At 72.6% G+C, this 23,172-nt stretch carries 19 protein-coding genes; 8 read left to right on the forward strand and 11 right to left on the reverse strand.

The annotated features are described in order from the left end of the window. Positions 1–37: 37 nt before the first annotated feature. Complete coding sequence (locus ABZ840_RS28040; RefSeq protein WP_361563544.1) at positions 38–2,389, reverse strand: helix-hairpin-helix domain-containing protein; 2,352 nt, start codon at positions 2,387–2,389, stop codon at positions 38–40. A gap of 632 nt (positions 2,390–3,021) precedes the next feature. Next, positions 3,022–4,005, reverse strand: a complete 984-nt coding sequence (locus ABZ840_RS28045; RefSeq protein WP_361563547.1) for an aldo/keto reductase — start codon at positions 4,003–4,005, stop codon at positions 3,022–3,024. A 263-nt stretch (positions 4,006–4,268) separates the two neighbouring features. Here ABZ840_RS28045 and ABZ840_RS28050 point away from each other — a divergent pair, with 263 nt between their 5' ends. Both ABZ840_RS28050 and ABZ840_RS28055 read left to right on the forward strand, forming a co-directional pair. Beyond that, on the forward strand, positions 4,269–5,324 hold the full coding sequence (locus ABZ840_RS28050) for an LLM class F420-dependent oxidoreductase (RefSeq protein WP_361563620.1): 1,056 nt from the start codon (positions 4,269–4,271) through the stop codon (positions 5,322–5,324). A gap of 310 nt (positions 5,325–5,634) precedes the next feature. Further along, positions 5,635–6,423, forward strand: coding sequence for a ferritin-like domain-containing protein (locus ABZ840_RS28055; protein WP_361563550.1), 789 nt, complete (start codon positions 5,635–5,637; stop codon positions 6,421–6,423). Positions 6,424–6,471: 48 nt separating this feature from the next. On the opposite strand, the gene corA is transcribed toward ABZ840_RS28055, so the two are convergent. Next, positions 6,472–7,482, reverse strand: a complete 1,011-nt coding sequence (gene corA / locus ABZ840_RS28060) for a magnesium/cobalt transporter CorA (protein ID WP_361563553.1) — start codon at positions 7,480–7,482, stop codon at positions 6,472–6,474. A gap of 83 nt (positions 7,483–7,565) precedes the next feature. On the opposite strand from corA, the gene ABZ840_RS28065 reads away from it, so the two are divergent. From ABZ840_RS28065 to mshC, 4 genes are all read left to right on the forward strand, one after another. Next, positions 7,566–8,264: a histidine phosphatase family protein gene (locus ABZ840_RS28065; protein WP_361563556.1), complete on the forward strand. Its 699-nt coding sequence runs from the start codon at positions 7,566–7,568 to the stop codon at positions 8,262–8,264. A gap of 103 nt (positions 8,265–8,367) precedes the next feature. Continuing rightward, positions 8,368–8,958 (forward strand): DUF3090 domain-containing protein, encoded by a 591-nt coding sequence (locus tag ABZ840_RS28070; protein WP_361563559.1) that lies wholly within the window; start codon positions 8,368–8,370, stop codon positions 8,956–8,958. Continuing rightward, positions 8,922–9,758, forward strand: coding sequence for an SCO1664 family protein (locus ABZ840_RS28075; RefSeq protein WP_361563561.1), 837 nt, complete (start codon positions 8,922–8,924; stop codon positions 9,756–9,758). Before ABZ840_RS28070 ends, ABZ840_RS28075 begins: the two co-directional genes overlap by 37 nt. 110 nt (positions 9,759–9,868) lie before the next feature. After that, the gene (gene mshC / locus ABZ840_RS28080) at positions 9,869–11,098 is read left to right on the forward strand and encodes a cysteine--1-D-myo-inosityl 2-amino-2-deoxy-alpha-D-glucopyranoside ligase (protein WP_361563564.1); all 1,230 of its coding nucleotides are present in this window, start codon (positions 9,869–9,871) and stop codon (positions 11,096–11,098) included. 116 nt (positions 11,099–11,214) lie between these two features. On the opposite strand, the gene ABZ840_RS28085 is transcribed toward mshC, so the two are convergent. After that, entirely contained in the window at positions 11,215–11,346 is a 132-nt protein-coding gene (locus ABZ840_RS28085; RefSeq protein ID WP_361563567.1) for a hypothetical protein, read from the reverse strand. A 39-nt stretch (positions 11,347–11,385) separates the two neighbouring features. On the opposite strand from ABZ840_RS28085, the gene ABZ840_RS28090 reads away from it, so the two are divergent. Further along, positions 11,386–11,865, forward strand: a complete 480-nt coding sequence (locus ABZ840_RS28090) for a hypothetical protein (RefSeq protein ID WP_361563570.1) — start codon at positions 11,386–11,388, stop codon at positions 11,863–11,865. Here ABZ840_RS28090 and ABZ840_RS28095 read toward each other — a convergent pair. From ABZ840_RS28095 to ABZ840_RS28125, 7 genes are all read right to left on the reverse strand, one after another. Beyond that, positions 11,855–13,600: a S8 family peptidase gene (locus tag ABZ840_RS28095; protein WP_361563572.1), complete on the reverse strand. Its 1,746-nt coding sequence runs from the start codon at positions 13,598–13,600 to the stop codon at positions 11,855–11,857. The two genes, ABZ840_RS28090 and ABZ840_RS28095, sit on opposite strands and share 11 nt — an antisense overlap. Positions 13,601–13,972: 372 nt before the next feature. Next, entirely contained in the window at positions 13,973–15,178 is a 1,206-nt protein-coding gene (locus ABZ840_RS28100; RefSeq protein WP_361563575.1) for a PAC2 family protein, read from the reverse strand. Between the two features lie 355 nt (positions 15,179–15,533). Further along, positions 15,534–16,205: an FCD domain-containing protein gene (locus ABZ840_RS28105; RefSeq protein WP_361563578.1), complete on the reverse strand. Its 672-nt coding sequence runs from the start codon at positions 16,203–16,205 to the stop codon at positions 15,534–15,536. Between the two features lie 164 nt (positions 16,206–16,369). Beyond that, positions 16,370–17,983, reverse strand: a complete 1,614-nt coding sequence (locus ABZ840_RS28110) for a glycerol-3-phosphate dehydrogenase/oxidase (protein WP_361563581.1) — start codon at positions 17,981–17,983, stop codon at positions 16,370–16,372. Positions 17,984–17,987: 4 nt separating this feature from the next. Then, positions 17,988–19,514 (reverse strand): glycerol kinase GlpK, encoded by a 1,527-nt coding sequence (gene glpK / locus ABZ840_RS28115; RefSeq protein ID WP_361563584.1) that lies wholly within the window; start codon positions 19,512–19,514, stop codon positions 17,988–17,990. A 67-nt stretch (positions 19,515–19,581) separates the two neighbouring features. Then, on the reverse strand, positions 19,582–20,370 hold the full coding sequence (locus ABZ840_RS28120; RefSeq protein WP_361563587.1) for an MIP/aquaporin family protein: 789 nt from the start codon (positions 20,368–20,370) through the stop codon (positions 19,582–19,584). Positions 20,371–20,607: 237 nt separating this feature from the next. After that, the gene (locus ABZ840_RS28125) at positions 20,608–21,372 is read right to left on the reverse strand and encodes an IclR family transcriptional regulator (RefSeq protein WP_361563589.1); all 765 of its coding nucleotides are present in this window, start codon (positions 21,370–21,372) and stop codon (positions 20,608–20,610) included. Between the two features lie 295 nt (positions 21,373–21,667). Here ABZ840_RS28125 and ABZ840_RS28130 point away from each other — a divergent pair. Further along, positions 21,668–23,172, forward strand: a 1,505-nt coding sequence (locus ABZ840_RS28130; protein ID WP_361563592.1) for a homocysteine S-methyltransferase family protein, incomplete at its 3' end; no start/stop codon positions are given.

Below are 23,172 nucleotides of genomic sequence, written 5' to 3' on the forward strand. Positions count from 1 at the left end.
GTGGTGCGGGCGGGCCCCGTGTCATCTGTCCTCGGCGTCAGGCCGGGGGCTCTTCCCACTGGGTCTGCTGGAGCTGGAGCAGCGTACGCAGGCGGGTCGTGCGTTCCTTGGCGGGGATCTCGGCCACCGCGCGGGGCAGCGCCTGGTCCGCGCCCTGGACCACGGACAGGTGCCGCTCGCCGCGCCCGAAGGCGGTGTAGACCCACGAGCGGGTCAGCCCCGGGGCCGCGTCGCCCGGCACCACCACCACGGCCGCCGGCCAGCGCATCCCCACCGCCTGGTGCGCGGTGAGCGCCCAGCCGTGGCGCAGCGCGCCGCTCGCCACCTGGTCGCGGGGGACGACGACGGGCGCGCCGCCGCATTCCAGCCGCAGCCCGTCCGCGTCCGCACCGATGACCTGGCCCGGCACCGTACGGCCGGGGGCCGGGCTGTACGCCACCCGGTCGCCGGGGTCGAAGCCGCCGAACTTGCCCGGGCCGGGGTTGAGACGCTCCTTGAGCGCGGCGTTGAGCGCGCGGGTGCCGGCCGCTCCGCCGTGCCCCACGGTGATGACCTGGGTCTCCGCCGTCGGCACGCCGATCGCGCGCGGTACGGAGTCGGCGACCAGCTGGACCGTACGGTGCACCGCCTCGCCGGGGTCCCGCACCGGGACGATCACGACCTCCTTCTCCGGCGCCTCGACCTGCGCCAGTTCGCCGATGCCGATGCCCGAGACCAGCTCGCCGATGGGGCCGAAGTCGGGCGTACGGGAGGCGATCTGCGGGCAGCAGCGGGCGGCGAGCACGTCGGCGAAGAGCCGGCCGGGGCCGGCGGACCAGAGCACGCCGGGGTCGCCGCTGAGGACGAGGCGGGCGCCGTCGGCCAGCGACTCAATGAGCAGCGCGGCGGTCTCCAGGTCCAGCTGCGGAGCGTCCAGGACGACGAGCAGGTCCAGGGCGAGCGAGCCGTCCGCGTCCCGGCCGGGGCCTTCGCGGCCCGCGAGCAGCCCGCCGAGAGTGACGGCGGGGGAGGACTCTGCCGACGCGCCGGCCGGCGCCGTGGAGGCGGACGCGGGGAGGTCGGCGGCCTCGTAGTGCGCGGTGGCCTCGGTGACGAGGTCGGCGAGCCGGCGGCGGCCGTCCGCCGTGTGGGCGGCGCCGGCGGCCCGCAGGCCGAGTGCGCGGGCCGCGGCGATCAGCGCGGCGGGTTCGGCGCGTGCGGCCTCGCCGCCGGTGTGCGCGACCAGGCCGCTCTGCGCCGCGGCCCGGATCAGCGTTCCGGCGGAGGACGACGGCGCGGCCGCCGCGACGGCCTCCCAACGGGCGGCCGACACCCGGACGGGACGCGGGGGGACTTCGTTGGCGGGCTCGGCACCGGCCGGTTCGTCGGCACCGGCCTGCGCTTCGGCACCGGCTTCCGCGTCGGTACCGGTCTGTTCTGCGGTGCTGGCTTCCGCGTTCGTACCGGCCGAGGTGCCCGTGTCGGCTGACGTGTTCGTGGCGGCTTCGGGGGACTGTGTGTCCTCTTCCGCGGGCGTCCCGGCCGCGTCGGCGGCGGCTTCCTCGTCCGTTTCCGGGAGCGGTTCGAAGGTGTTGAGCAGGCGGGAGAGGCCGTCCGCGACGCTCTCCTCGGCCATGGCGAAGCGGTCGAGGCCGAAGAGCAGCCGGACGGGCTGTTCCTCGTCGTCCTCCGCGTCCGCCGGGCGCGGCGGCGCGGACGGGTCGTCCAGGGCGTCCTGGAACACCAGCACTTCGCCCTCGGCGATCGCGGTCTGCAGGGCCTCGTCCGGGTCCGGAACGGAGCGGGCGGCCAGCGCGGAGCGCAGAGCGCTCGCCTCCAGGGCGGAGTGGCCCGCCAGCGCGGCCTGCTCCAGGAGCCAGCCGATCAGGGCCTGGGCACGGCGTTCGTCGCCGGGGCCGCACTCGGGGCCGAGCAGGGTGCGGGCGAAGGTGTCGGCCTGTTCGGGCCGTACGCCGGCGACGGAGAGGAGCCGCCAGGGGTCCTCGCGCAGCGTCTCACCGGCCTGCTCGCCGAGCGCGCGTACGGCCTGCTCCGCGAGGGTCTCGGGCGCGCCACCGGCCGTGAGGACGTGCCGCGCCCCGGCGATCCCGGGCGCGACGGGCCCACTCGGCGCCTGGTGCGCCGCATCCCCGTACGCACCGGCCCCCTGAGGTCCGTCAGGCCGCGCCCCTTGCGGGCTGCCACCGGGCCCGTACGCTCCGCCGGGACCGTTCGCGCCGCCCGCCGGGCCGCCGCCCGCAGGTCCTCCAACGCCGGGGCCGCCCGCTCCCGGGCCATCTGCTCCCGGGCCCGCAGCCGGTCCCGACGCGTACCCGGAAGGGTACGGAGCGCCCTGCGCACCGGCCCCCTGTCCGCCGGGCCCATAGCCACCAGCACCACCAGAGCCCACCGCCGGACCTGCCGGTCCATGCGCGCGGGAGCCGGGGCCAGCCGCCGGACCCCCCTGGCCGCCAGGGCCGCCCCGACCGTCTGCGGCATTCGGTCCGCCGTCTGCGGTATTCGGTCCGCCCGAACGGCCCGCCGGCCCCGCGCCCGGGGCCCCGGGCGCGGGAGTCCCAGGCGACCGCTGCGCCCCCGGCGACCGCTGCGCGCCCGGGGCGGACGGAGCCGGTCCGCGCGGGGCTTCGTTGAAGAACGAGGCTGCCGACCGTTCGCCGCTCTCGACCGCCCGCACCGCGGCGGCCAGCGCGGCCGCGGACGCCTTGCTGCCACCCGCGCCGGCACCCGCAGCGCCCGCCGAGCCACCCGCACCCGCGGCGCCACCCGCGCCATCGCCTTCCCGGACCGCACCCGCCGAGCCGCCCGCAGCGCCCGACGTGCCCTCCGCACCCGCCGAGCCGCCCGCAGCGCCCGACGTGCCGTCAGCGCCCCCCGGGCCACCCGCAGCACCGTTCGCGCCATCGGCTTCCGCCGGGCCGCTCGGGCCCGTCGTGGTCGCGTCGCCCGAGCCGTCGGCGCCCGCCGGGGCCGGCGGGTCCGGGGCCTCGGCAGGGGCGGGGGCGCCGGTGGGCTGGTCGGTGTTCACAGGGTGCTCCAGTCGTGGTCGGGGTAGCGGTGCACAGGCGCGGAGACGTCGTCCAGTGCATGCCGGATCTCGTCAGGAAGACTAAGGGTCTCCACTGACAAAGCCGCCCTGAGCTGCTGCGCGGTGCGTGCGCCGAGGAGCGGGGCGGTGACGCCGGGACGGTCGCGGAGCCAGCACAGGGCGACTTGGAGCGGGGTGACGGCGAGGCCGTCCGCCGCCGTGGCGACCGCGTCGACGATCCGGCCGGCCGTGTCGTCGAGGTACGGCGCGACGAAGGGCGCGAGGTGCTCGGAGGCGCCGCGCGAATCGGGCGGCGTGGCCTGCCGGTACTTGCCCGTGAGGACGCCGCGGCCGAGCGGGGAGGCGGGCAGCAGGCCCAGGCCGAGGTCGAGCGCGGCGGGCACCACCTCGCGCTCGATGCCGCGCTGCAGGAGGGAGTACTCCATCTGCGCGCTCGCCAGCCGGGTGCGTACGGCCGGCGCCGCCAGCTGCCAGGTGGCGGCCTTGGCGAGCTGCCAGCCGGAGAAGTTCGTGACGCCGACATAGCGGGCGCGGCCGCTGGTCACGGCCGTGTCCAGGGCTTGGAGGGTCTCCTCCATGGGGGTGTACGGGTCGAAGGCGTGGACCTGCCAGAGGTCGACGTAGTCGGTGCCGAGGCGCTGCAGGGAGTCGTCGAGCGCCGCGAGGAGATGGCGCCGGGAGCCGTCGACCCGGCGGTCCGCCTCCAGCACGCTGCCGGCCTTGGTCGCGACGACGAGGTCGCCGCGGGGGATCAGGCTCTCCATGATCCGGCCCAGGAGGTACTCGGCGCCGCCGTCGGCATAGACGTCGGCGGTGTCGACGAGGGTGCCGCCCGCCTCCCAGAACGTCTTGAGCTGGTCGGCGGCGTCGCGGTCGTCCGTGTCGCGCGCCCAGGTCAGCGTGCCCAGGCCGAGACGGGACACGCGCAGGCCGGTGCGGCCGAGGTGCCTTTGCTCCATGGGCCCTGAGGTTACTGGCCTGTCCCGGGCTCGCGGGGACCTGTGGACAACGCCGTGCGGCGGCCTGTGGACAACGCCCGGCACGGGGTCCGCCACGGCACGTCTCCGGCAGGTCTTACGCCCCGTCCCGGCCCCGCGTTACAGTCCCCGGACAGCATCATTACTGATGAGTAATCCGATGGATCCGGTGCTACCCGTAGCGCCGGGCACCGGACATCGCATATGACGGCGGATGATCGTCATCGATGAGTGAGGGGAGCCGCATGAAGCTCGGGATCAACCTCGGTTACTGGGGTGCCGGCATGGACGGGGACAACCTCGCCGTGGCGCAGGAGGCCGACCGGCTCGGGTACTCGGTCTGCTGGGCGGCGGAGGCGTACGGCTCCGACGGGCCGACCGTGCTGTCCTGGGTGGCCGCGCAGACCGAGCGGATCGACGTCGGCTCGGCGATCTTCCAGATCCCGGCCCGCGCGCCCGCCATGACGGCGATGACCGCCGCCACCCTGGACTCCCTCTCCGGCGGCCGCTTCCGGCTCGGGCTCGGCGTGTCGGGGCCGCAGGTCTCCGAGGGCTGGTACGGCGTCAAGTTCGACAAGCCGCTGGCGCGCACCCGGGAGTACGTGGAGATCGTACGGAAGGCGATGTCGCGCGAGCGGCTGTCCTACGAGGGCGAGCACTGGACGCTGCCGCTGCCGGACGGCCCCGGCAAGCCGATCAAGCTCACGGTGCACCCCGAGCGCGAGCGCATCCCGCTCTACATCGCGGCGATCGGGCCGAAGAACCTGGAGCAGACGGGTGAGATCGCCGACGGCGCGCTGCTGATCTTCCCGGCCGCCGAGCACCTCCAGGACACGGCGATCGCGCCGCTGCGTGCGGGCCGGGAGAAGGCCGGGCTGACCATGGAGGGCTTCGACGTCTGCCCGACGCTGCCGATCGCCGTCGGCGAGGACAAGGACGTGCCCACGCTCGCCGACGCGTTCCGGCCGTACACCGCGCTCTACGTGGGCGGCATGGGCAGCCGCAAGCAGAACTTCTACAACCGGCTCGCGCAGCGGATGGGCTACGAGCAGGCCGCCGCGGAGATCCAGGACAAGTACCTGGCCCGCGAGAAGGACGCGGCGGCGGCGGCCGTGCCGCACGAGCTGATCGACTCCACCACCCTGCTCGGCTCGGTGGACCGGATCGCGGACCGCATGCAGGCGTACGCGGCGGCCGGGGTGACGACGCTGACGCTGTCCCCGGCGGGCTTCACGCTGGAGGAGCGGCTCGCCGCGCTGCGGGCGGGCACCGAGGCGCTGGAGCGGGCCGGCCTGGCCTGAGCCGCCGGCAGGGCCTTCGGCGCCAGGAGAACGGCGAGGGGCGGCCCGGGGCAGGAGAACGGCCCTGGGGGCGGGGGGACGGCCCCAGGGCCGGACGACTGCGGCCGTGGTGGGGGCTCGGGGGTCTTCCCCGCCACGGCCGTCACACAGCACAACGCGCCGACGCCCGGGGTGGTTACGCCCCGCATATGTGCCCACGGTCCATCGTTCGGGGGAGTTCGAGGGGCTTCGTGTTGCCGCGGACACCGCGGCGCACTTGACTTTTCCTTTGCGGGTGTCCTGTTCGAGGTGGAGTCATGGAGGTCCGTCGATGCTCACGGCGAAAAGTCTCTTCCAAGAAATCCTGGACCACGACGAGTCCTTCCGGCTGTTCTGCTCCATCGCCGCGAGCGGCGAGACCCAGGGCGGGTGGGAGAACGGGCGGATCGCCGTGCTGGTCCCGGAGAGCCAGCGGGCGATGGCCCGCAAGATCGCGCGGCACGGCGCGGACGAGGAGAAGCACGGCCGGATCTTCAACGCCCTGCTGCGGCGGCGCGGGCTCCAGGCCGTCGCGGTCCCGGCCGCCGCCGACTACACCATGCTCCTGGAGCGGCGCGGCATCGGCCTCGCGCACGAGAAGCTCCAGCGCGACGAGCCGCTGACGGAGTCGGACATCGTCACGTACCTGGCGCACAGCCGGATCACCGAGGAACGGGCCGCCGCCCAGATGGCGCTGCTCGTGAAGCACTTCGGTGACCACCCGGAGGTCGGCAAGGCGGTCCGGATGATCGCCAGGGACGAGGACAACCACCTCGCGTACTGCCACGAGGAGCTGCTCCGGCTGTCCGACGAGGGGCACGCGGAGGAGATCCGGCGGATGCTGCACGAGAGCGTGCAGGCCGAGATCGCCGTCTACCGCGACGTCAGCCTCGCGGTGATGGAGCGGATGGGCCACATCCTGCGCTGGCCCCGCGCGAAGCGGGCGGTGCTCACGGGCGGCATCCACGCCGTGTACGCCTACGAGCGGGCCTTCGGGTGGCGGCGGATGGTCACCCTGCGGATGCCCGAACGGCGGGACGCGCTGGGCGGCCCGGCCGCGGCGGCGCCGGAGTTCGCCTGACGGCCACAGCCACCCCGGGCACGGCCCTGCAGCCGCCGCCCCATGGCCCTACAGCCACCCCCGCCGCTTGAACATCCGGTAGAGCAGCACTTCCAGTACGGCCATGACGAGCAGGCACCCGGGATAGCCGTAGGTCCACTCCAGTTCGGGCATGTGCGTGAAGTTCATGCCGTAGATGCCCGCGATCATGGTCGGTACGGCGGCCAGCGCCGCCCAGGCCGAGATCTTGCGCATGTCGTCGTTCTGCCGCACGCCCATCTGGGCCAGGTGGGCGGAGAGGATGTCCGACAGCAGCCGGTCCATGCCCTCCACGGACTCGTTGGCCCGGGTGAGGTGGTCGTCCACGTCGCGGAAGAACGGCCGCGCCTGGTCGTGCACAAACGGTACGCCCGGGTTCTGCAGCCGCGACATCGGCTCGGCCAGCGGCCCCGTGGCCCGCCGGAACTCCAGCACCTCGCGCTTGAACGCGTAGATCGTCTGCGCGGTGTTCTTGCTGCTCGCGCCGCTCTTGACGTCCGAGCCCACCGGCGCGAAGACGTCGGCCTCCAACTCGTCCAGGTCGAGCTGGAGTTCCGCGGCCACGTCGATGTAGTGGTCGACCACCGCGTCGCTGACCGCGTACAGGACCGCCGTCGGGCCCTGCTTGAGGACCTCGGGCTCGTGTTCCAGGCGCCGGCGCACGGCGGCCAGTGGGCTGCCCTCGCCGTGCCGCACGGTCACCACGAAGCAGTCCCCGATGAAGAGCATCAGCTCGCCGGAGCTGATGCTGCTGTCCTCGTCGTCGTAGGCGATCGGCTTCAGCACCATGAACAGAGAGTCGTCGTACACCTCCAGCTTCGGCCGCTGGTGGGCCTTGAGTGCGTCCTCCACGGCCAGCGGGTGGAGCCCGAACTCCTCGCTGACCTGCTCGAACTCCTCCTCGCTCGGCTCGTGCATGCCGAGCCACAGAAAGGAGTGCCCCTCCGCGCGGGCTTCGTCGAGCGCGGTGGAGTATCCCGCCGGCTTCTCGATCCGCCGGCCGTTCCGGTAGATGGCACAATCCACGATCACATGGGGCATTCTCGCTGCCCCGGTCCACTCCTGCCAGATCGGCCCCCGGGCGGCACGTCCTCCGCTCGCGGCAGGCACGTAGGGTGGTCGCCATGCCCACGCTGATCCTCGTACGGCACGGCCGCTCCACCGCCAACAACTCCGGCGTCCTCGCGGGGCGCACGCCCGGCGTCGCCCTGGACGAGCGGGGCGCCGCACAGGCCGCCGCGCTGCCGGACAGGCTGGCCGGCGTGCCGCTGGCCGCCGCGGTCGCCAGCCCCCTGCAGCGCTGCCGCGAGACGCTGGCCCCGCTGCTGGCGGCGCGCCCGGACCTCCCGCTGCACATCGAGGACGGCATCAACGAGTGCGACTACGGCGACTGGTCGGGGCGCAAGCTCGGCGAACTCACCGACGAGCCGCTGATGACCACCGTGCAGCAGCACCCCTCCGCCGCCGGCTTCCCCGGCGGCGAGACCATGCGCACCATGCAGAACCGCGCCGTGGACGCGGTCCGGGCCTGGAACGCGCGCATCGAGGAGGAGCACGGCGCCGAAGCGGTCTACCTGATGTGCTCGCACGGGGACATCATCAAGTCGCTGGTCGCCGACGCCCTCGGCATGCACCTGGACCTCTTCCAGCGGGTGTCCGTCGAGCCCTGCTCGGTGACGGTCGTCCGCTACACGCCGCTGCGCCCGTATCTCGTGCGGCTCGGCGACACCGGGGATCTCGGCTCGCTGGCCCCGAAGGAGGACGGCTCCGGCGCCTCAGCGGAGCGCGACGCGGCGATCGGCGGTGGCGCGGGAGCATCGTGATCAGCGGGCGCAGTAGGGTGGTGCGACGGCGCTGCCCGCCACGCCACCTGTGATCCTTGTCCGTGACCACAGATCCCCGCAGTCGAGCAATCGGAGCAGGACCTTGTCCCGTCAGGTGTTCTTCTACGACGCGCCGGACCGCTTCGTGGCCGGCACGGTCGGGCTGCCTGGCCGCCGCAGCTTCTTCCTTCAGGCCACAGCGGCCGGCCGCACCACCAGCGTCGCCCTGGAGAAGACCCAGGTGGCCGCACTCGCCGAGCGCATGGACGAGCTGCTGGACGAGGTGGTGCGCCGCAGCGGCGGCAATGCCCCGGTGCCGGCCGTCGCCCCCTCGGAGATCTCCGACACCGCGCCGCTGGAGAGCCCGGTGGAGGAGGAGTTCCGCGTCGGCACCATGGCCCTGGCCTGGGACGGCGACGAGGAGCGGATGATCGTCGAGGCCCAGGCGCTGGTGGAGCTGGACGCCGACAACGACGAGGACCTCGCCGAGGCCGAGGAGCGGTTGCTCCAGGACGACGAGAACGGCCCCCCGATGCTCCGCGTCCGGCTCACCGGCACCATGGCCCGCGCCTTCGCCAAGCGGGCCCTGGAGGTCGTGAACGCCGGCCGCCCGCCGTGCCCGCTGTGCAGCCTGCCGCTCGACCCGGAGGGACACGTATGTCCGCGCCAGAACGGATACCGGCGGGACGCCTGACGCCCGCCGAGCTCGAGAAGCACCTCGAGCACGGCGAGCTCACCGTCCTCGGCCGGGTCCGTGAGGCGTCCAACGCCGTCCTGTACTGCTCCGTCACGTACCGGGACCGGACCGGCCACTGCGTGTACAAGCCGGTCGCCGGGGAACGCCCGCTGTGGGACTTCCCCGACGGCACGCTCGCCCAGCGCGAGGTCGCCGCGTACGAGATCTCCCGCGCCACGGGCTGGGAGCTCATCCCGCCCACGGTGCTGCGCGACGGCCCGTACGGGCAGGGCATGGTCCAGGAGTGGGTGGACCCCTCCGACGAGGGCGACAGCCCCGAGCTGCTGGCGCTGGTCGAGACCGAGGAGCCCGAGCCCGGCTGGAAGGCCGTCGGCTTCGCGCAGGTCGGTGAGGGCCGTACCGCCCTCCTCGTGCACGCCGACGATCCGCGGCTGCGCCGGCTCGCCGTCCTGGACGCGGTGATCAACAACGGGGACCGCAAGGGCGGCCACCTGCTGCCCACCGCGGACGGCCGGGTCCTCGCCATCGACCACGGTGTGACCTTCCACGTGGAGGACCGGCTGCGCACCCTCCTGTGGGGATGGGCCGGCGAACCGCTGACCGAGGAGGCCGTCGCGGTGCTGGAGCGGCTGGCCGCGGAGACAGCGGACGGGGAGCTGCTCGCCGCCCGACTGGCCGAATGTCTCACCGCCGACGAGATCGCCGCACTGCGCGAGCGGATCGCCGGAATGCTGAATTCCGGTGTCCATCCGCAGCCCGGCGGCGAGTGGCCCGCGATTCCCTGGCCCCCGGTGTGACCAGTTCGGCCCGGTGACGCACAGCCTGGCCGAAGGCGCAAGAGCGCCTATCAGGCCAAGACCCACACTCCGGTTCGTATCCGGAAGCTGCGTCCGGTTACGCTCATGTCATGCATGCATGGCCCGCTTCTGAGGTCCCCGCCCTGCCCGGCCAGGGCCGCGACCTGAGGATCCACGACACCGCGACCGGCGGACGGGTAACACTCGCCCCCGGTCCCGTCGCCCGTCTCTATGTCTGCGGCATCACGCCGTACGACGCGACCCACATGGGGCACGCGGCGACCTACAACGCGTTCGACCTCGTTCAGCGCGTGTGGCTCGACACGAAGCGGCAGGTCCACTACGTGCAGAACGTCACCGACGTCGACGATCCGCTCCTGGAGCGGGCCGTGGCCACCGGCGACGACTGGACCGCGCTCGCCGAGCGTGAGACCGCCCTCTTCCGCGAGGACATGACCGCCCTGCGGATGCTCCCCCCGAAGGACTACATCGGCGCCGTCGAGGCCATACCGGGCATCGTGCCGCTGGTGGAGCGCCTCCGTGACGCGGGCGCCGCGTACGACCTGGACGGCGACGTCTACTTCTCCGTCGAGTCCGACCCGCACTTCGGCGAGGTCTCGAACCTCGACGCCGAGGCGATGCGGCTGCTGTCCGCCGAGCGCGGCGGCGACCCGGAGCGCCAGGGCAAGAAGAACCCGCTCGACCCGATGCTGTGGATGGCCGCCCGCGACGGCGAGCCCAGCTGGGACGGCGGTTCGCTCGGCCGGGGCCGCCCCGGCTGGCACATCGAGTGCGTCGCCATCGCCCTGGACCACCTGGGCATGGGCTTCGACGTGCAGGGCGGCGGGTCCGACCTCGCCTTCCCGCACCACGAGATGGGCGCCTCGCACGCCCAGGCGCTGACCGGCGAGCACCCCTTCGCCAAGGCGTACGTGCACGCCGGGATGGTCGCGCTGGACGGCGAGAAGATGTCCAAGTCCAAGGGCAACCTCGTCTTCGTCTCCAAGGTGCGGCAGGACGGCACCGACCCGGCCGCGATCCGGCTCGCCCTGCTGGCCCACCACTACCGTGCCGACTGGGAGTGGACCGACCAGGTCCTGCAGGACGCCGTGGACCGGCTCGCCCGCTGGCGCGCCGCGGTCTCCCGGCCCGACGGCCCGTCCGCCGAGGCGCTCGTCGAGGAGGTGCGCGAGGCGCTCGCCGACGACCTGGACTCGCCGGCCGCACTCGCCGCCGTCGACCGCTGGGCCGAGCGGCAGCAGGCGGAGGGCGGCACCGACGAGGGCGCGCCGGGCCTGGTGTCCCGGGCCGTGGACGCGCTGCTCGGTGTGGCGCTGTGACCCGCTGACCCGGCAGACGTAACGGGGCGCTTCCTCCGAGGAGGAAGCGCCCCGCTGGTTTTCCGGTACCCGGGTCACCGGTCAGCCGGTGACCCGGTGTGCGCCCGGTCCGCCGGTCAGAACTTGCGGATCTGGATGCTGCGCAGGATGTGCGGGGTCTGCTGCTCCCAGACACCGATGACCTGGAAACCGCTGCGGAAGGCCTCGGAGACCTGGTCGAAGGTGGTGTCGTTGGGGTTGTTCAGCACGCGGATCTCGTTCTCGATGCGCAGGAAGATCGCGCGGGGGTGACCCGGGATCGGCTGCGGAACGGCGACGAAGCCGTTCGCCTGGCCGGCCCGCAGCTGCTGCTGCTGGACCTGCTGCACGACCTGCTGCACAGCCTGCTGCGTGACCTGCTGGAGGTGCTGCAGGACCTGGTGCTCCTGCTGCTGCGACTGGCCCATCTGCTGCCCGAACTGCTGCAGCAGGCCCTGGAAGGGCTGCTGCTGGCCGAGCTGCTGGAGCTGCTCCAGCATCCCGCCCTGCTGCTGGGGCTGCATCTGCCCGAACGGCTGCTGCTGCTGGCCGAACGGCTGCTGCTGGCCATAGGGCTGCTGCTGGCCGTACTGCTGGCCCATGCCCTGCTGACCGAACGGGGAGGTGCTGGGCTGCTGCTGGCCGAGCTGACCGAGCTGCGCGAGCGGGTTCATCTGAGTGGTCATTGCTACCTTTCCCTGACTTGTTGGTGTGCTTCAGCCGGTGACGACCAGCTCGTCAGCCTGTGATGACCAGACCCACGACCTCGTCGTCGGAGTACCACACACGTACGTCGGGCCGTCCCCCCGCGAAGGCGGAGTGCACCGCCTGGCGCACCTCGGGCGCCGGCCGGTTCAGGTTCCGCCAGGCGCCGGCCACGAAAAGCCGGAGCCGCGGGGGGAGTTCTCGGGGGTACGGGAGCAACTCGTCCCAGTACCGCTCGGCCTGGCCGGAGCCGACCGAGGTGGGCACCAGGTGCGTTACCGCCGCCCTGATGTCGGGCCGGTTGCCGATCCTCTGGGAGGCCGGCCGGCCCGGCGCGTCCTGCTGCGGGGACCCGGTGTTCCGCAGCACGTCACGTGCCTGCTCGGGACCCATCGGCTCCAGGCCCGCGGCCTTGAGCATGCCCTGGAGCGACGCCACTGCGCCGACCACGACGGGGGATGCCGATGAGGTGCCCGAGAAGCTGTCGGTGTACCAGGCGATCTCCTCGGTGCCGCCCTGGAGGTCGCCGGGCCGGTCCCAGAAGCCGCCGGTCGTGGTGACCTCGCGGCCCCAGCCCTGGGCGTCCAGCCGGTTGCCGTAGTTGGAGAACCCCAGCCGGGACCGGTCCGGGCCGTGATCGCGGCCGTGGGTGCCGGGCGGCGGGGCGCCGGCCCCGACGAAGATCGCGCCGGACGCCTGGTTGGAGGGGTTGAAGGGGTTGCGCCACCACTCCGGGAAGCGGTCGGGGCGGCGCTCGTAGAGCGCGTCGTCCAGGCTCTCCGCGCCGTTGCCGGCGGCCTCCACCACGACGACGCCCTTCGCCGTCGCCCAGCGGATCGCGGCGAAGTCGTCCGGCCACCACTCCAGCGCGATGTAGCCGCGCTGGTCGTCGCGGTGCTCGTAGTCGAACCGGGGGCCCGGCCGGTGCAGTTCGACCAGCAGGATGTCCCCGCGGGAGAGCCGCTCGGCCGCCGCGTGGATCGCGGCCGCCGAACCGATGCCCTGGATCGAGGCGGCGGCGGTCACCGCGCCGGGCGCGATGCCCACCACACCCTTGTCGTTGCGGTCGCCCCCGATGACACCGAGGACGGCCGTACCGTGGTTGCGCCAGGCCAGGTCCTGGTACGGCGTGCCGACCACGACGCCGGCGAGCCGCTCGGACAGGTCCTCGTGGCCCAGCTGCCAGGCGCCCTCGACGTCGATGATGGTGACGCCCTCGCCGTCGCCGCCCTGCCGCTGCCAGGCCCACACGGCGTTGACGCCCTCGGGCGCCGCGCCGAGATGGCCCTGACGGCCCGTGAAGTCGGGCGTCGCCGGCGCACCCTCCTTGCGCCCCTGGCCCTCCTCGGGGTCGCGGGCGGCCGAAGAGGCGGGCACGGCACCCGGCTTGAGGTACGCCGTCTCGATCTCCGGGAGGGCGGAGAGCCGGGCGGTCAGTTCCACGGCCCGGTTCTCGCCGCCCCGCACCCGGTAGAAGAGGGTGAGGTCCGGGAGCGTACCGGTGCCCGCCGCGGGCTCCTGGGGCATGGCCGCCCGGATCCGGTCCTCGTTGCCGAACAGCGGCTCGAAGGTGAGCTGCTGGTCACTGAGGAACATCTCCAGCGCGGAGATGTCCGCGCCCGAGGCCGACCGTACGCCGCCCGCGCCGGCGCGGAGCCGGGGCTCGGCCCGCGCGACGACGATCAGCTCCGGTTCGGCTCCTTGGTAGGTGAATCCCGCTCCGTCGGGTCCGGGGCCCGCCATACCGGGGCCCGTACCGGGAGGTGCCTGATCGGTCATCGCTGGGACCGCTCCCTTCGGGTGCTGCTCCGTGCCCTGCCCTGCCGCTCGTCGGCTGCGCACCCGGTACACGCCGCTACGTGCAACGGCGGTGTGTACCGGATGTTGCGGCGCTGTGTCGCCGGGGCTCCGGGGCGTCACCCTGCTACCTCCGTCCGCCTTCGTCCAGCGGGTGAGGGCCCCTGTGTTTGGGATCCGGCCGAAGTGGGAAGCGTGGGCAAATCGGCCGGAAACCTATGACACCCCGTCAAGCGGTCAAACACTACGGAGACGTACGCGGGGCGCTGGGACGCAAGTGCCCGCTGACCACCTGTTCGGGGGCGGGAACGACGAAGCGGGGCGGTGCAAATGCACCGCCCCGCTCCGTTCCGGTCAGTCCTCCGAGGTATCGGGATCCGCGGAGTCCGGCGGATCCGCCGGCGCCGCCGGGTCCGCGCCCCCGGAACCCTTCGTGTCCGTACCCCCGGGCCCCTTCGGGGGCGTGCCCCCGGAGCTCTTCGTGTCCGCGTCCTCGGAGGCTTCGGCGGCCTCCGGGCCGGCGTCCCGCTCCTCGCCCTGCTCGTGCTCCGGCCTGCCCTGCTGCTTCGCGGAACCGTCCTCCGCACGGGCCGGGCCCTGACCGCCGTCCGGCTTCGGCGGCCTGGGCGGCCGGGTCCGTCCGCTGGGCGAGTCGCGCAGGTAGGAGCCGTCGCGGCCGTCGGCGAGCCCGCCGTCGGTGGCCAGGCCGGGCCCGGCCTGCGGGTCCCGCCGCCGCAGATAGCGCTCGAATTCGCGCGCGATGGCCTCGCCCGACGCCTCCGGCAGCTCGGCGGTGTCCCGGGCCTCCTCCAGCGACTGGACGTACTCGGCGACCTCGCTGTCCTCGGCCGCGAGCTGGTCCACGCCCAGCTGCCACGCCCGCGCGTCCTCGCTCAGCTCGCCCAGCGGGATGCGCAGGTCCAGCAGGTCCTCCAGGCGGTTCAGCAGGGCCAGCGTCGCCTTGGGGTTGGGCGGCTGCGAGACGTAGTGCGGCACGGCGGCCCAGAGGCTCACCGCGGGCACCCCGGCGTGCGTGCAGGCCTCCTGGAGGATGCCGACGATGCCCGTCGGGCCCTCGTACTTGCTCTCCTCCAGGTCCATCGTGCGCGCCAGGTCGGGGTCGGAGGTGACGCCGCTGACGGGGACCGGGCGGGTGTGCGGGGTGTCGCCGAGCAGCGCGCCCAGCACGACGAGCATCTCCACGCCCAGCTCGTGCGCGAAGCCCAGGATCTCGTTGCAGAAGGACCGCCAGCGCATGCTCGGCTCGATGCCGCGCACCAGTACCAGGTCGCGCGGCTTGTCGCCGCCCACCCGGACCACGGAGAGCCGGGTCGTCGGCCACGTGATCTTGCGTACGCCGTCCTCCATGAAGACGGTGGGGCGGTTGACCTGGAAGTCGTAGTAGTCCTCGGCGTCCAGCGCGGCGAAGACCTCGCCCTTCCACTCCCGGTCCAGGTGCGCGACCGCGGCGGAGGCGGCGTCGCCGGCGTCGTTCCAGCCTTCGAACGCGGCCACCATGACCGGATCGATCAGCTCGGGCACCCCCTCCAGCTCGATCACCCAACGCCTCCTTCCGGCCGGTGGGCCCTTCTTCGGCGGCCACCGGTTGCTGTTCCCGTTCCGTGCGCCCCCAGCCTACGGCGTCCGTGGTACCCGAACGCAGCCCCTCTGCACTAACGAGTGCTCATTCATCCGATCTGTTCCTGTCAACCATCAGCCGTTTGACCGGCGATGACGGGGCGCCGAGGCCATACATCGGAGCGCGGCACAGATCGGATGTCCCTCCGTGCCACCGCCGGGCTCAGGCCGCCGCGCGGGCCCGCCGGCAGTCACGGGCCGCCCGGCACGACGGCCGGTTCTCACGGCTCGCCGACCGCTGCCGGAACGGCCCGCCGGCCTCACCCGCGAGCGCCCGTCACAGTGACGCCCGCAGCCACTGCTCCACGCTGGCGATGTGCACGGTGGCCCAGGCGCGGGCGGCCTCCGCGTCGCGGGCCCGCAGCGCGCCGACGATGGCCCGGTGCTCGGTGAGGGTGCGGGTCACCGCGTCCTTCTGGGTCAGCCCGCGCCAGATACGGGCGCGCGTGGTGGGCCCGGAGAGGCCGTCCAGCAGTGAGCAGAGCACCGAGTTGCCCGAGGCGGCCACGATGCTGCGGTGGAACTCCAGATCACAGGCGACCAGGTCCTCCACCGGTGGTGCCGTGCCGAGCGCGTCCAGCTGTGCGTCCAGCGCGTCCAATTGCTCGGGCGTGATCCGGGCCGTGGCCATCGCGGTGGCGGCGGGCTCCAGGATGCGGCGGACGGCGAGGAACTCCAGGACGGTGTCGTCGCGGTGGAAGTCCACGACGAAGCTCATGGCCTCCAGCAGCAGCTGGGGATCCAGGCTCGTGACGTACGTGCCGTCGCCCTGGCGGACGTCCAGGATGCGGATCAGCGCCAGGGCGCGGACGGCCTCGCGCAGGGAATTGCGGGACAGGCCCAGTTCGGCGGCGAGTTCGCTCTCCTTGGGCAGCCGGTCGCCGGGGCGCAGCGCGCCGGAGACGATCATGCCCTTGATCTTCTCGATGGCCTCGTCCGTGACCGCCATGGCCGACCTCCCCGCTCGGAACGCCTGAAAGCCCGAAAACTGCCGTCAGACATCGGATGTCTGATGGGAGGCCATTATGCCCACGGGAACGCGTCGGGGCGGGACCCCGGTACCCGGAATCCCGCCCCGTCCTCGCCGGCGGACCGCCACCGCCGGGCGGTGCCTCAGCTCTTGCGGGCCGCCAGCACGTCCGTCACCTTCGCGCGGACCTCGTCCGTGGCCAGGCCCCGGATCGTCAGCGTCGTACGGCGGCGCAGCACGTCGTCCGCGGTCTCGGCCCACTCGTGGTCCCGGGCGTACACGACCTGCGCCCAGATCTCGGGCGCGTCGGGGTGGATCCGCTCGGCCAGCGCCGGGTCCTCGTTCGCCAGGCGCGCGATGTCGAAGGACAGCGAGCCGTAGTGGGTGGCGAGGTGGCGGGCGGTGTCGGCGGACATCCGCGGGCCGGGGGTGCCGCCGTCGACCAGCAGCCGGTGCGCGACCGCCTGCGGGTTGGCGATGCCGGGCAGCGGCAGCTTCTTCGGCAGCTCGGAGACGGGCTCCATGTTCTCGCCGAGCGGGTGGCCGGGCAGCGCGGCGAGCTTGCTCATGACCGTACGTCCGATGTGCCGGAACGTCGTCCACTTGCCGCCGGCCACCGAGAGCATGCCGCCGGCACCTTCGGTGACGACCGTCTCGCGCTTGGCCTTGGAGGTGTCGCCGGGGCCGCCGGGCAGCACCCGCAGGCCCGCGAAGGAGTAGTTGATGAGGTCGCGGTCCAGCTGCTGGTCGCGGACGGAGAACGCGGCCTCGTCCAGGATCTGCTTGATGTCCTTCTCGGTGACCGCGACGTCGGCCGGGTCGCCCTCGTACTCCTCGTCGGTGGTGCCCAGCAGCAGCTGGTCCTCCCACGGCAGCGCGAAGGTGATGCGGTACTTGTCGATCGGGGTGGCCAGCGCCGCGTTCCAGGGGGAGGTGCGCTTGAGGACCAGGTGCGCGCCCTTGGAGAGGCGGATGGAGGGGGCCGCGCCCGGGTTCTCCATCTTGCGCAGGTGGTCGACCCACGGCCCGGTGGCGTTCAGCACCAGGCGGGCGTTGACGCCGAACTCGGTGCCGTCGGTGCGGTCCTTCAGGTCGGCGCCGGTGACCCGGCCCTGGGTGAAGCGCAGCCCGGTGACCTCGGCGTGGTTCAGCACGGTCGCGCCGGCCGCGGCGGCCGCGCGGACCGTCATCAGGGCCATCCGGGAGTCGTTCATCTGGTCGTCGCCGTACACGGCCACGGCCTTGAGGTTCTCCGTACGCAGCTCCGGCACGTCGCGCTGGGCCTTGGCCGGGCTGATGACGTGGCCGACGCCGTCGCCGAACGCGGAGAGCGCGGAGTAGGCGAAGACGCCCGCGCCGAGCTTGGCCGCGCCGTGCGGGCCGCCCTTGTAGACCGGCAGGTAGAAGGTCAGCGGGTTCGACAGGTGCGGGGCGACCTGACGGGAGACGGCGCGGCGCTCGAAGTGGTTCTCCGCCACCAGCTTCACCGCGCCGGTCTGCAGGTAGCGCAGGCCGCCGTGGAGCAGCTTGGAGGAGGCGGAGGAGGTGGCGCCGGCGAAGTCGCCGGCGTCCACCAGGGCCACCCGCAGTCCGGACTGCGCGGCGTGCCAGGCGGTGGAGATGCCCAGGATGCCGCCGCCGATCACCAGGAGGTCGTACGTCGCCTTGTCGAGCCGCTCCCGGGTCTCGGCGCGGCTCGGGAGCGAACCGTCGGCCGGGTGCGTCCCGAGTGCCGGGACGCTCTGCAGGGTGCTCATGTGATTACTCCTCGTCCTCGATCCAGCCCATGGTCCGCTCGACGGCCTTGAGCCAGCTCTTGTACTCGCGGTCACGGGTGGCCGCTTCCATGCGGGGGGTCCATTCGGCGGCCCGCCGCCAGTTGGCGCGCAGCTCGTCGGTGCCGGACCAGAAGCCCACGGCCAGGCCGGCCGCGTAGGCAGCGCCGAGGCAGGTGGTCTCGGCGACCATCGGACGCACCACGGGAGCGTCCAGGAAGTCCGAGATCGTCTGCATCAGCAGGTTGTTGGAGGTCATGCCGCCGTCGACCTTCAGCGAGGTCAGCTCGACGCCGGAGTCCTTCGTCATGGCGTCGGTGATCTCGCGGGTCTGCCAGGCGGTGGCCTCGAGGACGGCGCGCGCGATGTGCGCCTTGGTGACGTACCGGGTCAGGCCCGCGATCACGCCGCGCGCGTCGGAACGCCAGTACGGGGCGAACAGGCCGGAGAAGGCCGGTACGAAGTAGGCGCCGCCGTTGTCCTCGACCGTGGAGGCCAGGGTCTCGATCTCGGCGGCGGAGTTGATGAGGCCCATCTGGTCGCGCATCCACTGCACCAGCGAGCCGGTGACGGCGATGGAGCCTTCCAGGGCGTAGACCGGGGGCTCGTTGCCGATGCGGTAGCCGACGGTGGTCAGCAGGCCGTTGTAGGAGTTGACGGGCTCGCCACCGGTGTTCATCAGCATGAAGGTGCCGGTGCCGTACGTGGACTTGGCCTCGCCGCTGGCGAAGCAGGTCTGGCCGAACAGGGCCGCCTGCTGGTCGCCGAGCGCGGAGGCGACCGGGACACCGGCCAGCACGCCGGAGGCGGTCTCGCCGTACACCTCGGCGGAGGACTTGATCTCCGGCAGCACCTCGGCGGGGATGCCGATGGAGCTGAGGATCTTGGGCTCCCACTGGAGGGTGCGCAGGTTCATCAGCAGGGTGCGGGAGGCGTTGGTGACGTCGGTGACGTGCTTGCCGCCGTTGACGCCGCCGGTGAGGTTCCAGATGACCCAGGAGTCCATGGTGCCGAAGAGGATGTCGCCGCGCTCGGCGCGCTCGCGCAGGCCCTCGACGTTGTCCAGCAGCCAGCGGATCTTCGGTCCGGCGAAGTACGAGGCGAGGGGGAGGCCGGTCTCGCGGCGGAAGCGGTCCTGGCCGACGTTGCGGCCCAGCTCCTTGCAGAGCGCGTCGGTGCGGGTGTCCTGCCAGACGATGGCGTTGTGGACCGGCTCACCGGTGTTCTTGTCCCACATCAGCGTGGTCTCGCGCTGATTGGTGATGCCGATGGCCTTGACGTCGGCGGAGGTGATGCCCGCCTTGTCGATGGCGCCGGCCACGACCTGCTGGACGTTCTCCCAGATCTCGGTGGCGTCGTGTTCGACCCAGCCGGGCTTGGGGAAGATCTGCTCGTGTTCCTTCTGGTCGACCGAGACGATGCGGCCGTCGCGGTCGAAGACGATGCAGCGGCTGGAGGTCGTGCCCTGGTCGATGGCCGCGATGAACGGGCCGGTGGTGTGGGTGTCGCTCATGGTGTGTGCTCCAGGAGGTGCTGTGGGGAGTGCGGCTCTTGTCTCGTACGGCTTCTGCTGCGGCGGCTCAGGCGAACGCGAGCTGGTAGATGCCACCCGCGAGGGCGCCGCCGATCAGCGGACCGGCCACCGGGATCCAGGCGTAGCCCCAGTCGGAGCCGCCCTTGTTCGGCAGCGGCAGCAGCGCGTGCACGATGCGCGGACCGAGGTCACGGACCGGGTTGATGGCGTAACCGGTCGGGCCGCCCAGCGAGAGGCCGATGCCGACGACCACGAACGCGACGATCATGCTGCCGAGCGGGCCGACGCCCTTGCCGTCGTCGCTCAGGCCGAGGGTCAGGATCGCCAGCACGAGCACGATGGTGGCGATGATCTCGGTGACCAGGTTCTGCCACGCGTTGCGGATCTCCGGGCCGGTGGAGAAGACGCCGAGCACCGGGCCGGCCTTGGGGGCCTGGGCCTGGTCGACGAGACCCTCGTCACCCCGCGGCGGGTTGATGACCTCGGGGTCCGTGAGGTGGGCCTTGAACTGCCCGTAGTACGAGAGCCACACGCAGACCGCGCCGATCATCGCGCCGAGCAGCTCGCCGGCGAAGTACACCGGTACCTGGCTCCACTCGATGCCGCCCTGGATGGCCAGGCCGACCGTGACGGCGGGGTTCAGGTGCGCGCCGGACTTGGCGGCGATGTACGCGCCGGTGAGGACGGCGAATCCCCAGCCGAGCGAGATGGCCACCCAGCCGGCCTCATGGGCCTTCGAGCGCTTGAAAGTGACGGCGGCGCACACGCCACCGCCCAGCAGGATCAGCACAGCGGTACCGATGGTTTCGCTGATGAAGATGTCGGAGCTGGACACCCGCGACTCCTTTGTCCTTCGTCCAGATGGACACCGAGATGCGCCGTACCCCGGGTCCCTCCGGTGGTCCGAGCCCTCGGTGAGGGCGTTGGTCGGCGATCCGGCACTGACCACCATACGACAATCGTCGTATTGCGTTCGACAATGCCGACCGACGAACGGCAGTTTTGTTTACGGCCAGTAGCCCGTCAAGGGTTCTGTGAGGGAAAACCTAAGCCGAAATACCGGACAAACCGGTTAGAAGCGCTGTGCGCCCAGATCCCTGGACACGGCACGCGCACAGTCCCGCACGGCCGCGATGATCTCCGGCCGCAGCTCCCCTTCCCGCCGCACCCGCTCCACGGCGCCGGAGATCCCCACCGCGCCCACCGGCATCCGACGCCGGTCGTGGATGGGCGCGGCCACCGCCGCCACGCCCTCCCAGGTCTCCTCCACGTCCGCCGCCCAGCCCCGGGCGCGGGTGAGATCCAGCACGCCCTCGAAGTCCTCCAGATCGGTGAGCGTGTGCGCGGTGAACGCTTCCCGCGGCGCCTCCACCGCCTCGCTGTGCGCCACCGGGTCGTACGCGGAGAGGACCTTGCCCAGCGCGGTGCTGTGCAGCGGCTGCATGGCGCCCACCTCCAGCACCTGGCGGCTGTCGTCCGGCCGGAAGACGTGGTGCACGATCAGCACGCCCTGCTGGTGCAGCACGCCCAGATAGACGCTCTCGCCGCTGGAGCGGGCCAGGTCGTCGGTCCAGACGAGGGCGCGGGCCCGCAGCTCGTGCACGTCGAGGTAGCTGTTGCCCAGCCGCAGCAGCTCGGCGCCCAGCTGGTACCGGCCCGACGCCGCGTCCTGCTCCACGAAGCCCTCCTGCTGGAGGGTGCGCAGGATCCCGTGGGCCGTGCCCTTGGCCAGGTCCAGCGCGGAGGCGATGTCGGAGAGCCCGAGGCGCCGTTCGCCGCCGGCCAGCAGCCGCAGCATGGCCGCGGCGCGCTCCAGCGACTGAATGGTCCGTGCCATGGAGCTACCTCCGGGAAGAGCGGTTCGACAATGCCAAACGATATCGGTCGATGCCGACCCCAGGGGAGTGGGTCGCGCACCGGACCATGATCATGGCCCGGCGGACGCCACGCCCACCGCCCCACCCCGCGCAGGTCAGCCGCGTGCCGCGGCCACCCCTGCCGTACGAGTGCCCCGCCGTCCCACGCCGTGGGACGCCCGCCACCGAAAGGTGCCCGCCAGCTAGGCTGGCCCGGTGCGCCCTCGTACCGGAAGGCGCAAAGCCGACAGCCGTCGCAACCACGGGAGCATCTCCATGGCCTCGCACACGCCTACGACCACACCCTCAGCCCGCATCGAAGCCTTCCGCGAGGCCCTCGCCTCGCGCGTCGTGGTCGCCGACGGAGCCATGGGCACCATGCTCCAGGCCCAGGACCCCAGCCTGGACGATTTCCAGCAGCTCGAGGGCTGCAACGAGATCCTCAACCTCACCCGACCCGACATCGTGCGTTCGGTCCACGAGGAGTACTTCGCCGTCGGCGTCGACTGCGTGGAGACCAACACCTTCGGCGCGAACCACGCGGCGCTGGCGGAGTACGACATCCCCGAGCGGGTCTTCGAGCTGTCCGAGTCCGGCGCGCGCATCGCCCGCGAGGTGGCCGACGAGTTCACCGCCTCCACCGGGCAGCAGCGCTGGGTGCTGGGCTCCATGGGCCCCGGCACCAAGCTGCCCACCCTCGGCCACGCCCCCTACACCACCCTGCGGGACGCCTACCAGCAGAACGCCGAGGGCATGATCGCCGGCGGCGCGGACGCGCTGCTGGTGGAGACCACCCAGGACCTGCTGCAGACCAAGGCCGCCGTCCTCGGCGCCCGCCGCGCCCTGGAGGCCACCGGTACCCACCTGCCGATCATCTGCTCCGTGACGGTGGAGACCACCGGGACGATGCTGCTGGGGTCGGAGATCGGTGCGGCGCTGACGGCGCTGGAGCCGCTGGGCATCGACATGATCGGCCTGAACTGCGCGACCGGTCCGGCCGAGATGAGCGAGCACCTGCGCTACCTGGCCCGCCACTCGCGCGTCCCGATCTCCTGCATGCCCAACGCGGGCCTGCCGGTCCTGGGCAAGGACGGCGCGCACTACCCCCTGACGGCGGGTGAGCTGGCCGACGCCCAGGAGACCTTCGTCGCCGAGTACGGCCTGTCCCTGGTCGGCGGCTGCTGCGGCACCACCCCCGAGCACCTGCGCCAGGTCGTGGAGCGGGTCCGCGGCACCGCCCCGACCGAGCGCCGCCCGCACCCCGAGCCCGGCGCCGCCTCGCTGTACCAGACCGTCCCGTTCCGGCAGGACACCTCGTACCTGGCGATCGGCGAGCGGACCAACGCCAACGGTTCGAAGAAGTTCCGCGAGGCGATGCTGGAGGGCCGCTGGGACGACTGTGTGGAGATGGCCCGGGACCAGATCCGCGAGGGCGCGCACATGCTGGACCTGTGCGTGGACTACGTCGGCCGGGACGGCGTGGCGGACATGACCGAACTGGCCGGCCGCTTCGCCACCGCCTCCACCCTTCCCATCGTGCTGGACTCCACCGAGGTCCCGGTCATCCAGGCGGGCCTGGAGAAGCTCGGCGGCCGCGCGGTGATCAACTCCGTCAACTACGAGGACGGCGACGGCCCGGAGTCCCGCTTCGCGAAGGTCACCGCGCTGGCCCGGGAGCACGGCGCTGCGCTGATCGCGCTGACCATCGACGAGGAGGGCCAGGCCCGTACTCCCGAGCACAAGGTCGCCATCGCCGAACGGATCATCGAGGACCTCACCAC

The organism is Streptomyces sp. NPDC047117 (assembly GCF_040643545.1).
Lineage (GTDB): Bacteria > Actinomycetota > Actinomycetes > Streptomycetales > Streptomycetaceae > Streptomyces.